The sequence below is a fragment of the Dactylosporangium sp. NPDC005555 genome (genome assembly GCF_040605635.1).
GTDB lineage: Bacteria > Actinomycetota > Actinomycetes > Mycobacteriales > Micromonosporaceae > Dactylosporangium.
In genome coordinates, this window is record NZ_JBEXDG010000120.1 from 1 (window position 1) to 11,220 (window position 11,220).

Consider the following 11,220-nt stretch of genomic DNA (forward strand, 5'->3'; position numbering starts at 1 on the left):
CCCGAACCGCGTCAGGATCCCGGCGTCGAGGCATACCGACACCCAAGCACAGGGGTACGACAAAACCCGGCCAACGTTACTGGACACAGCACTAGCGAGGCCAGTCGCGCAGGCGCTGGCGTAGCTCGCTGACCCGTTCGGGCGTCAGCCCGTAGTAGGCGAACCGGCCGTCGTCGAGCCGGTCCAGGTAGCGGCCCGCGGCGTGGACATCGTCGTCCTCGAGCCCTGGGTCCTGCCGCCGGGCCAGGTCCAGCAGCTGCCGCACGTCGTAGTGCTGCAGCGCCGCCGCGACGTCGATGTAGTCGCGGACCTCCCGCCGGTTGACCAGCGCCGCCACCTTCGTCGCGATCAGGTCGTCGCGGTGCATGACCGGCCCGACGTCCATCATCACCGGACTCTCCGACCGGTCGAGCCTGCTCAGCGTCAACCGGACCGTCCTGCTGCCGTCGCCGACGGTGAACTCCCGCTGGTCGAACCCGGCGAACAGCTCCAGCAGGTCGTCGGCCTCCTCGACCTCGACCGTGTACCCGGCCGTCTGCAGCGCCTGACGGACGGCGTCGGCGGCCCGGCCCGCGCCGCCGTCGGTGTCGGTGAACAGGTCCACGTCCTCGGTCGGCCGGGACACCAGCCCGCTCATCAGCCACGCGAACCCGCCCCCGAGCACAAACCCGTGCCGCTCCCCCACGGCGAGCGCGATCCTGGCGACCTCGGTGTAGAACGGATCGGTCGTGCCCGCTGTCACCGCAGCCGCAACGGCTGGTGGCGGGCCTCCCACGCGAGGCGGACGCCGCGGGGCAGATTCAGCTCCGGCCACACCCTGACCAGCCGCCGCCCGTTGACCCAGCGCCGCAGCTCCTCGACGCGGATCGCCTCGCGCAGCACGTTCTCATACATCCACAGCAGCAGGTCGGGCTTGTCCAGGTCGAAGTCCCGACGCGGATTCCACATCAGCCGCTGCGGCAGCTCCACCACGCCGCGGACCGGCCCGCGCAGCTCGGTCAGCGTCCGCGAGACGAGCGCGGGACGGTGCGGCCGCGCGAGAAACGCGACGCGTCCCGGATCCGACTCGTCCTGCATGCCCGGCCCTTCCCTGGTCCTGTTGGCGGTAGTGTACCGCCGGTCACCACCCCGAGCCCCCGCGTGCTCCCGCCACGCTTGTTCCCTTCGGCGGTGCCGTGTCCCCTGACCGGCGCCGCGACCCGGCCGTCCGGTCGCGGCCCGGGCGCCTGCCCAGCGCCGTTCGGCGGACGCCCGGCCCTGCCGCCGCTGCGCATGATGTCGCGATGACGCCCCTGTCCCCCACCGTCGACGCCGCGACCTTCCGCAGCGCCCCGCCCCGCACCGCCATCCTGATGGTCGCCACGGCCGTCGGCGTCTGGGCCGTCTTCGCCACCGTCATGACGGCCGTGAGCCTCCTGGCCGGCGCCTCACTCGCCGGCGCCGCCGACTTCTGGCTCACCCCGCAGGCACCGCTCGTGGCGTCCCTCGCTCTCAGCGTCCTGTTCGTCAAGATGGTCCGCCGCCCTCACCGGGTCCGGATCACCCACACCGGCGTCGAGATCGGCACCACCCACGCCCAGGCCGTCCTCATTCCATGGTCCGACGTGCAGTCCGCCACCGTCCACGGCAGATCCCTGCTCGCCGTGCTCCCGGCCCGACGCACGGCGTCGACCTGTGGTGGTCGGGCAATTGCGCCACGAGACGCTGTCATTTCGGATGGAGGTGGAAGACCATCCATCGGCTGCCGAGTCGCGACACGTTCGGCACGCTCGACATGTCGGCGCTTGGTCGGCGTCGGCGGGTCCCTTCACATTCCGATCAGGCCACGGTGCAGGGGATGCCGTTGAGGGTGAAGGCGGTCGGTTCGGCAGGGTTGCCCGTGTGGGTGGCCTGGAAGCCGATCTCGATGGTCGCGCCCGGGGCGAGCGTGCCGTTGTAGCTGACGTTGCGGGCGCTCACCTGGCCGCTCGAGGGCGAGAAGGTGGCGTTCCAGCCGGACGTAATGGACTGGCCGGAGGGCAGAGCAAAGGCGAGCGTCCAGCCGTTGATCGTCGACGTGCCCGTGTTGGTGATGCTGATCGTGGCGGTGAAGCCACTGTTCCAGGTGCTCATCGTGTACGTGACGCGGGGACCCGCACCGCCGTTGGGTGACGTACTGGGCGAGGGGCTCGGGGAGACGGGAACCGAAGGACTGGTCGGTGGGGTGCTGCTGATGCTGGTCACGAAGGTCATCGCGCTGCGGGCGGGAAGCGTGGCGGTAAGCGAGCCGTTGGTCATGTTCAGCCCACTCTGCGGCGCCACGGTGCGGCTGGCATCGGTGAGCCAGTTCGCGACGCTGCCGGAGGCGGTGGTGTTCGCCAGGGTGAACTGCTGGGTCACCGGCGAGGTGTTCTTGTTGACGGCGACGATGACGACGGTGTTACCGCCGCGGTACGCCGAGACGAAGACGTTAGCCGTGGGGTTGGCCGTAGCGTCGATCCGCGCGTATCCGGGGCGGACGAACCGGGCGAAGTGGGCCATCATGGCGCCGCGCTTGCTGATCTGGCCGTCTTCGCGCATGGGGCCGTAGCTGCGCCGGATGGTCCACCAGACGTAGGTCTGGAACTCAGCGTCGACCATGGCGTGGTGGATGTGCTCGCCCACGTCGAGCGCCTGGGGCCAGAGGTCCCCCGAGTCGGAGCTGTTCGGATAGTAGACCTCGGTCATCCACAGCTCTTTGCCCGCGCCTTTCTGCTTGAAGAGCGGGTAAGGGAAGTTCGCGTACGACGTGCCGTAGAGGTGCGCGCCGATGATGTCCACGTTGGCCAGCGCCGTGGCGTCGTTGAGGATCGGGTCGGACATCGACTTCACGTACTGGAAGGACTCGGGCGCGATGATCCTGGTGCTGATCGCGCCGGCGTTCTCCCGCAGGAAGCGCACGATCTCGGCGGAGGTCCACCATGTCCAGTCCGTCGCGTAGTCGGGTTCGTTCTGCACCGAGATGCCGTAGAGGTTCACCCCATTGTTGCGCATGTACGTGGTGAAGTCGTTCAGGTGCTGGGCGTAGGCGCCGTACGCGCTGTACTTGAGGCGTTTCGCGTTGGTCTGGCTGCCACGGGTGAACGTTTCGATCATGCTCGCGGGCGGGTTCCACGGCGACGCGAAGACGGTCGCACCGAGCTCCACCGCGCGCTTCGCTGTCGCGAGATCACGGCTCCAGGCCGACTGGCTCTCGCCGACCGGAATCCGCAGCAGCGAGAAGCCGAGCCGGCCCTCCCCGGTGCCGAACGCCATGTCCCGCTGGGCGGCCGTCAGGTCGCCGATCCAGGCCGCGTGCGCCATACCGCCAAAGCCCCGGATCGTCTGCCGCGGCGACGACGGATTGACATTTGCCGCCGCGGCCTCGGCATCCGGGGCGTGGAACACCGACGCCGTGACCGCTAGGACCGGCACCGCGCCCATCGCCGTCAGGACGGCCCGTCGACCCAACACACTTCTGTCGCCGATCACCGGCTCATGCTGATGGTTTCTCATGTCCTCGTCCTTCTCGTCGTCGGTGTCAACCGCTGCAATCGATAGACGATGACAAAATCCCGAACCAATAAACAGCATGGAAAAATCGTTATTTGGAGAACCGCCGGTAGGTCAGCACGGCAAGGGTGCCTCCCTGAACAGCGGCGAACGCCGACGCCACTACGGGATTTACCCGCCGCGCGATCGTTCGCCGCTCGGCCGTCCGTGCGATCGCAGTCCCGCGCGGCAGGTCACACCGATCGGCGAGGTTGGAAAGTTTCAGCGGACAGCGGCCGCGCCGTGACGCGGGTGACGTCTGACAGGTGAGGCGGCATGCACCGCAATACCGCCTTACTTCTCAGAAGTGACACCAACTCCCAGCAAGTTCCCATGGGGTACCTTGTCCGTGGGCCCGACCGCAAGGCGAAGAGAGCGCCGTCGTCCGGCTTGCCAACCGGTCAATCGGTTACCGGATCGCACTTCCGCACACGCAGGCGCGCTTTGTTGCACGCCAATTCGGTGCTGCTCTCCGGTGGTCCGATTCGCGCGATCATCATTGCCCGTTTCCTGCATGCCCCGCCATGAAGGTGGGTCGATCGCGCCTGCCCAGATTCACCCGTAATTGTCCTGAGAGAGACCGACACAAGAGTTCGACACACAGGGAGGCCAAGACATGAAGAAGCATTTCAGCCGTGCGGCCGTCATCGTCGGCACCGCGGTAATGATCATCGCGGCGGGCGGCGCGGCAGCAGTCGCCACCAGCACCAAGCACACCAGGATCGAGTTCAAGATGGTCCGGTCGGCGGCCTCGGAGATGGCGGGCCCGGGCTGCCTGCCCAACGCCAAGGCCTCGGTCAAGGTCCGGTCGAAGGGGCCGGTCGAGGAGATGAAGATCGAAGCGAGCGGCCTGCCGAAGAACACCGAGTTCGATCTGTTCGTCATCCAGGTGCCGAACGCGCCGTTCGGCTTGTCCTGGTACCAGGGTGACCTGGACACGAACCGCAAGGGCAAGGCCGAGGGCACGTTCATCGGCCGGTTCAGCATCGAGACGTTCACCGTGGCGCCCGGCTCCACCACGGCGCCCGTGGTGCACACCTCGCCGATCCCGGACGCCTCGACGAACCCGGCGACGGGCCCGGTCCACCAGTACCACCTCGGGCTGTGGTTCAACTCGCCGGCGGATGCGAAGGCCGCCGGCTGCTCGGGTGCGCTCACGCCGTTCAACGGCGACCACACCGCGGGCGTGCAGGCGTTGAGCACGAAGAACTTCGCGCCCACCCAGGGTCCGCTGCGCATGCTCCAGCCGTGACCGACGGCAGACGGTGACGACGGCCAGGCGTGGTGACATCGTCCCCGCCTGGCCTCGTCGCGACGGGGCGTGGACCCGACGCGCGGTCATGCGTTCGCGGCCACCTGTTCCCGCGCGACCTGCGATACCTGTTCCGGCGTGAATCCGAACTTCCTCAGCAGCTGTTTGAGCGGTGCGGAGGCGCCGAACGTGTGCATGCCGACGACCGCGCCGGCGTCTCCGACGTACCGTTCCCAGCCGAGCGTCGACGCCTGCTCCACGGCGACCCGGGCGCGTACCGCCGGAGGCAGCACCTGGTCGCGGTACTGGCGTGGCTGCCGGTCGAACAGCTCCCAGCACGGCATGCTCACCACCCGTGCCGCGATGCCGCCGGCGCTGAGCTCGTCGCGCGCCGCGAGTGCGAGCGCCACCTCCGAGCCGGTGGCCAGCAGGATGACGTCCGGGTCGCCGGAGGGCGCGTCGGCCAGCACGTACCCACCCATCGCGACCCCCTTCGCGGCGGCCAGCCGGCTCCGGTCCAACGTGGGCAGCGGCTGCCGGGAGAGAACGAGCGCCGCGGGCTCCCGACGCAGTCCGGCGACGACCCGCCAGGTCTCGACGACCTCGTTCGCGTCGGCCGGTCGGAACACCAGCAGGCCCGGCATGGCCCGCAGCGAGGCGAGCTGCTCGACCGGTTGGTGGGTGGGTCCGTCCTCGCCGACCCCGATCGAGTCGTGGCTGAAGATGTGCAGCGTCGGAATCTCCATCAACGCCGACAGCCGGATCGCCGGGCGGGCGTAGTCGGAGAAGATCAGGAAGCCCGACCAGTACGGGCGGAGTTTGGTCAGCGCCATCCCGTTGGCGATGGCCGCGGCGGCGTGCTCGCGGACACCCAGGTGGAAGTTGCGTCCGGAGCGGTCGTCGGCCTGGAAGTCGCCGGCTCCGGGGAACGTGAGGCGGGTCTTGGTGGACGGGGCGAGATCAGCTGAGCCGCCCAGCACCCATGGCACCGCCTGGGCGAGCGCGTTGAGCACCTGGCCGGAGGAGTCACGGGTGGCGATCCCCTTCCCATCGGCCGGGAAGGTGGGCAGCGCATCCTGCCATCCGTACGGCAGTTGCCGTCGCTGCATCCGCTCGATCTCGTCGGCCAGCTCCGGATACGCCCCGCGGTACGCCTCGAAGCTCGACCGCCAGGCGGCGTGGGCCCTGCCACCCCGGGCGCCGACGCCCTGCGCGAACCAGTCGTACACGTCGTCCGGGATGTAGAAGTCGGCATCCTCGGGCATGCCGAGGAACCGTTTGGTCTCCCGTACGGCGTCTGCGCCGAGCGGCTCGCCATGCGCTGTCGCGGTGTCTTCCACCGGCGAGCCGTACCCGATGTGGCTGTGCACCAGGACCAGCGTGGGACGCTCGTGTTCGGCCAGGAAGCTGTGCAGCGCCCGCCGCACGGAGTCGAGGTCGTTGGCGTCCGCGACGGTCGTCACGTTCCAGCCGTAGGCCAGGAAGCGCTCGGCCAGGTCCTCGGTGAACGTGATGTCGGTGTGGCCCTCGATCGTCGTGCGGTTCGAGTCGTAGATCCAGCACAGGTTGGACAACCGCTGGTGAGCGGCGAACGAGGCGGCCTCCGCGGAGAGGCCTTCCATCATGTCGCCGTCCCCGGCGATCGCGTACACGTTGAAGTCGAAGAGCGGGAAGCCGTCCCGGTTGTACCGGGCCGCCAGCCATTGACCCGCGATGGCCATTCCGACGGAGGTCGCCACGCCCTGGCCGAGCGGCCCGGTGGTGCTCTCGACTCCGCTGGTCCACCGGTACTCGGGATGACCGGGGCAGCGCGAGTCGAGTTGGCGGAACGTCTTGAGGTCATCGAGGGTCACCGAGGGACGGCCGAGCACCTCGTAGTCCGGGTCGACCGCCCGCACCCCGGCCAGGTGCAGCAGCGACCACAGCAGGGTCGAAGCGTGGCCCTCGGACAGCACGAACCGGTCCCGGTTGGGCCAGATCGGATCGGCGGGGTCGAACCGCAGGAACCGCTGCCAGAGCGTGTATGCGACCGGCGCTATCCCCATAGGCGTGCCCGGATGCCCGGACTGCGCCCGCTGGACCGCGTCCATGCACAGGCCACGGATCGTGTTGACGGACAGCGTGTCCAGATCGGTTGTCGTGGTCGTCATCTACCCGACCTCCCTCGTTCCCACGCCAAGGGTCAGCGCGCCGACGTCCCGAGCCGTTCCGTACCAACCAATATCCACAGTGCCTCGACAGGCTCACCCGGACCGAGCGATTGTCACTCACCCGCGTGCGAACCGCTCCCACCAACTGAGTGGTGCGAGCGCGGCGGTGGTCTGCAGGGAGGTGGTCACGGCAGCGGCCGAGGCGGTGAGCTTGAGCGTGCCGACACCGGTCCCCGCCCCGACGTGGCCCGGCACGGTGGCCAGGGTGTCGATCCGGTAGGTCAGGCCGGGCCAGCCGAGCACGTCCACGTCGCCGGTTGCGGCGAGGGTCGTCTTCCTGCCCATCGGTCCCCGGGCGGTCGCCACAACCTCGCCGGCCCGCACGACCCGGTACTTGTGCAGCAGTCCGCTGCCGGCCTGGATCAGGCGACTGCTGGCCGCGAAAGCGTCCGCCATGCTCGGGCCGGGTGCGAATACGGCGCCGATGAGCCAGAACCGCTGCCCTTCCGCGGAGATCTCAGCCGCGAAGAGCAGGCAGCCGCCGGCCTCATCGGTGGAGCCGGTCTTGATGCCGACGACCCCGTCCTTGCCGAGCATGGTGTTGACGTTCCTGACCTGCCCGACCACGGGGAGCGTGGCCTGCGGCATCGCCACGATCTGCGCCAGTACCGGTAGCCGCATCGCCACCCGGGCCAGGGTTACCTGGTCGGCGGCGGTGCTGACGGTGGACGGTGCGAGCCCGGACGGGTCGGTGTACCGCGTGTCTGTCATCCCGAGCTGGGCTGCGGCCTGGTTCATTTTGGTGACGAACGCGTCGCTGCTACCGGCGTCCCACCGGGCGAGGATGTGGGCGATGTTGTTGGCCGAGGGCAGGAGCAGGGCCTGCAGGGCCTGCCGTTCGGTGAGCACCTCGCCGGCGATCACTCGGACCAGCGACTGGTCGGAGGCCAGCTGGCTCGGATAGGCGGCGGCCTCCTCAGCCGAGACGGTCAGCGTCGGGCCGTCCTCGTCCACGCGCAGGGGATGGTCCCGCAGGACCAGGTACGCGGTCATGACCTTGGCGACGCTGGCGATCGGCACGGGTCGTGCATCGCCGGACGTGCCCAGCCTGCCGAGTCCGTCAACCTCAACCGCCGCCTGCCCCGCCTGCGGCCACGGCAGCACCGGCGGAACGCCCGGGATCGCGTACGTCTGCGGTGCGGTCTGCACGATCTTCGGCGCCGGCACCGAACGGGCCAGCCTGAATGCGATGAATCCGCCTGCGGCGAGCACCGTGACCGCCACGGTCACGGACAGCCACAGCCGTCGACGACGAGCCTGCGGCGGTGCGACCACCGGCTCCACACTGGTCTTGACCAACCCGAACCCCCCACGACAGATCACTCAAAGGTCAAGCCGCGGCATGAGCGCGGCAGTGCGCGCTACCCGATGTCGCCGTCCGCTAACATCCGAACCTCCCTATGGCGATCTTGGTTGAGGCACGATGCTGCTGAAACACTGAGCCTGTGAGGGCGGCCTGCGACGAGCCGGGCAACCGCTTGCGACCGTCCCGGGTCTGTTTCAGCGACGATTCCCGGCCCATTCGCCAGCGAGCATGGCGAATACCAGTTCGGTGCAGCGGTGGCTCCGGGCTAGCGCTTGACCTGAAGCGCACTTGAGCGCTTACGGTCGAGCTTCGACAGGATTCCGAACCAGAAGGAGACAGACGTGCCTGCTGTCATCCCGGATCGTTACCGATACGCCGCCATCCCGCACATCATGCTCGACGGAGCTCGCGCGGCGGCGGAGTTCTACGTCGCCGCGTTCGACGCTGAGGAGCTGATGCGTATCGCCCATCCAGACGGCAGAATCCTGCACGCCGAACTGCGCATCGGCACGTCGGTGGTGATGCTGGGTGACGCCGAGAAGCCGTTCGTCTCCCCGCATGTCGCCGGCGGCACTACCGTAGGGCTGCACGTCTACGTCGATGACGTCGACGCCCTCTATGACCGCGCCGTAACTGCCGGAGCCACGTCAATGCAGCCGCCAACGGACATGTTCTACGGCGACCGAACCATCATGCTGAAAGATCCATTCGGCCATGTGTGGGTGTTCCTCACCCACATGTACGACATGCCGCTCCACGACATCGTGGCACGAGGCACGGCTCTGTTGCAGACTGACAAGGTGGACTGAACACGACGCCGACCGACCAGCGGAAACAGCTGGAATAGGCTTCGTGATCCGCCGCCGAGTTCGCGCGCGGTGTTCGACTGACGGGCGACCGGCATCTGTGGGCGGTGACAGCCCAGAACGAGCCAAAGTCTCCAAGGTCAACTTTGTTGCGCGACCGGTCCACCCGTAACGCGGCCACATCTCCGCGTCGTCGCCCTGCGCATGCGCACGGTTTGGGCGCCGGCCCAGCGGTAGTGCGGGAGCGGTTCGGTCGCGGTCAGCGGTGGTGTCAGGTCGTGGGTGGGGTGGCGCTGAATCGGGGTGACGCGTTCGGGAACGTGGGAGGGAACTGCGGCACCGGGTACTTCCCGGACAGGACAAGCACCAGAAAGTACAGCAGGCCGGTGGTGACGTCCCATGGTGCCGTGTCCGGGCCGGTGATTCGCAGGCCATGCCAGGCGTCGTTCCAGTTCGGAGCCCCGAGCAGCGACACCACCACCCCGTCGGCGGTCGTGGCGACCGGCAGTGACCACGCCGTCCCGATCCGCAGCACGCCGGCGAGCGGACCTGGTGCAGGCCGCGGCAGCGCCGCGGGCGGGGTGAACGTCAGGTAGCCGTCGAACGTGCCGGGACCGTACTGCTCCATGAGCCAGCGGTAGCCCTCCGGCAGTTCGACGCCGATCCGGGCCGACACCGCTGGCCAGTCGACCGGTCCGGGGCAGGGCACGGGTCCCGTCAGCTGGGCCAGCCGGCCGGGCAGGTCAGCGCCGTATGTCAGGTCGACCTCCACCGTCAGCGGTAGGTCGGTGTCCTCCTGCACCGCCGCCACGGTCACCGCCCAGTGCCCTGCCCGCAGCCGCACCCGACTTCCGTAATCAGCGCGCGGATCCAATGCGAGGGGATCGGCCGGCTCCAGCGCGAGCCGGTCAACGATGATGCTCACCATCGCCTCGGCGTCGTCGCGCAAGTCGTCATACAACCGGTCGACGGCCGCATGGTAGGCCGCGGCGTCGTCGAAGTCGTCCCATTCGAGGTCGCCAGGGCTCCCGAGCTCGGCAAGCACGACGGACACGGTGGCGGTAGTCCAGTCGGTTCGGACACGCGCCCTGACACCATCCATCACGAACACGTCACGCCGCCCGGTTGCACCAGGATCCCAGCCAGCGCCGGCCAACACGCCGGCAAGCTCCTCACTCGTCGGCAGATCAACCAGGCGAGCCAGTCCACGCGCGAGCACCGCAACGCCGTCCGCCCCCGCCCGACAACGCTCGGCGCGACCGTCGCGCTCGTCACCGCTCACGCCGAAATGCTAGTGCGCTTGACAGACCCGCCGCCGCCCAGGCGTTCGGACAGGCGGGCCTTCGCTGCCGGCCACTCGGCCCGGCGCATCGTGTACAGGAGGAGGCCCGGCTCGGCGGCGGCGGCCGGTTCGGGGCCGATCAGGGTGGCCCCGATGCGCGTGATCGCTTCTCGTGAGCGGAGATTCCCCGAACCGACGCGCCAGACGACGGTTGTGTAGCCGAGCGTCTCGAACGCATAGGTCATCGTCAGGAGCTTGGTTTCGGTGTTCGCTGCGGTACGCCACCACTTCCGGCCGAACCATGTGCCACCGATCTCGATGCGGCCGTCGGCGCTATGCCAGCTGTGCAGATTCGTGGTGCCGATCGCCGCACCCTCTTCGCGGCCCAGTACAGCGAACGCGACCCGCTTCCCGTCCTCGACGTCCTTGAGGCGCCTGGAAACGATCTCGCGCAGATCTGATTCGGAACGGGGAGTCGGCGCGCTCAGCCAGCGCCAGACCTCCTCGTCCCTGCCGCCCGCTGCGAACAGGGCGGGGACATGGGACCGGGCGAGGGGCTCGAGACGGACGAAGCGGCCTTCAAGGACCGTCAATGCAGGAGTCAACGGCACGGCGGGGACGCTACCGGCCTGTCGTCACAGACCGACGACGACAAGCCAGGAACGCGAGCGTACGTACCTGGCATCGCACCGGTAGGCCGCTGGCGAGGTGCCTGTGGTGCAGGTCCTTTTCCAGCGGCCCCCGGCCCGAACCCGCCGTGCCAGTTGTCCCGGCAACGGGCTCTCCAGTGACTACTGCGTGAGCGTTGTGGCAGG

9 protein-coding genes are annotated in these 11,220 nt (G+C 68.7%); 2 read left to right on the plus strand and 7 right to left on the minus strand.

All coding sequences use genetic code 11. From position 1 onward, the window contains the following. Positions 1-91 precede the first annotated feature (91 nt). The 3 genes from ABZS58_RS50280 to ABZS58_RS50290 all read right to left on the minus strand — a co-directional run bounded on the left by ABZS58_RS50280 (position 92) and on the right by ABZS58_RS50290 (position 3,591). On the minus strand, positions 92-742 hold the full coding sequence (locus ABZS58_RS50280; RefSeq protein ID WP_354791864.1) for a nucleotidyl transferase AbiEii/AbiGii toxin family protein: 651 nt from the start codon (positions 740-742) through the stop codon (positions 92-94). Continuing rightward, the gene (locus ABZS58_RS50285; protein WP_354791866.1) at positions 739-1,077 is read right to left on the minus strand and encodes a hypothetical protein; all 339 of its coding nucleotides are present in this window, start codon (positions 1,075-1,077) and stop codon (positions 739-741) included. The genes ABZS58_RS50280 and ABZS58_RS50285 overlap by 4 nt, the downstream gene beginning before the upstream one ends. A 741-nt stretch (positions 1,078-1,818) precedes the next feature. After that, positions 1,819-3,591, minus strand: a complete 1,773-nt coding sequence (locus tag ABZS58_RS50290; RefSeq protein ID WP_354791868.1) for a cellulose binding domain-containing protein — start codon at positions 3,589-3,591, stop codon at positions 1,819-1,821. 574 nt (positions 3,592-4,165) lie between these two features. On the opposite strand from ABZS58_RS50290, the gene ABZS58_RS50295 reads away from it, so the two are divergent. Then, entirely contained in the window at positions 4,166-4,801 is a 636-nt protein-coding gene (locus tag ABZS58_RS50295; RefSeq protein ID WP_354791870.1) for a hypothetical protein, read from the plus strand. 86 nt (positions 4,802-4,887) lie between these two features. Here ABZS58_RS50295 and tkt read toward each other — a convergent pair whose 3' ends face one another. Together tkt and ABZS58_RS50305 are read right to left on the minus strand one after the other, a co-directional pair. Then, a complete protein-coding gene (tkt, locus tag ABZS58_RS50300) occupies positions 4,888-6,951 on the minus strand; it encodes a transketolase (RefSeq protein ID WP_354791872.1) in 2,064 nt (687 codons plus the stop codon). Positions 6,952-7,068: 117 nt separating this feature from the next. After that, entirely contained in the window at positions 7,069-8,286 is a 1,218-nt protein-coding gene (locus ABZS58_RS50305; RefSeq protein WP_354791874.1) for a D-alanyl-D-alanine carboxypeptidase, read from the minus strand. A 372-nt stretch (positions 8,287-8,658) separates the two neighbouring features. Between ABZS58_RS50305 and ABZS58_RS50310 the strand changes: the two genes are divergently transcribed. Next, positions 8,659-9,126, plus strand: a complete 468-nt coding sequence (locus ABZS58_RS50310) for a VOC family protein (RefSeq protein WP_354791876.1) — start codon at positions 8,659-8,661, stop codon at positions 9,124-9,126. 268 nt (positions 9,127-9,394) lie between these two features. On the opposite strand, the gene ABZS58_RS50315 is transcribed toward ABZS58_RS50310, so the two are convergent. Further along, the gene (locus ABZS58_RS50315) at positions 9,395-10,405 is read right to left on the minus strand and encodes a hypothetical protein (protein WP_354791877.1); all 1,011 of its coding nucleotides are present in this window, start codon (positions 10,403-10,405) and stop codon (positions 9,395-9,397) included. Next, the gene (locus ABZS58_RS50320) at positions 10,402-11,016 is read right to left on the minus strand and encodes a GNAT family N-acetyltransferase (RefSeq protein ID WP_354791879.1); all 615 of its coding nucleotides are present in this window, start codon (positions 11,014-11,016) and stop codon (positions 10,402-10,404) included. Before ABZS58_RS50320 ends, ABZS58_RS50315 begins: the two co-directional genes overlap by 4 nt. Positions 11,017-11,220: the final 204 nt, after the last annotated feature.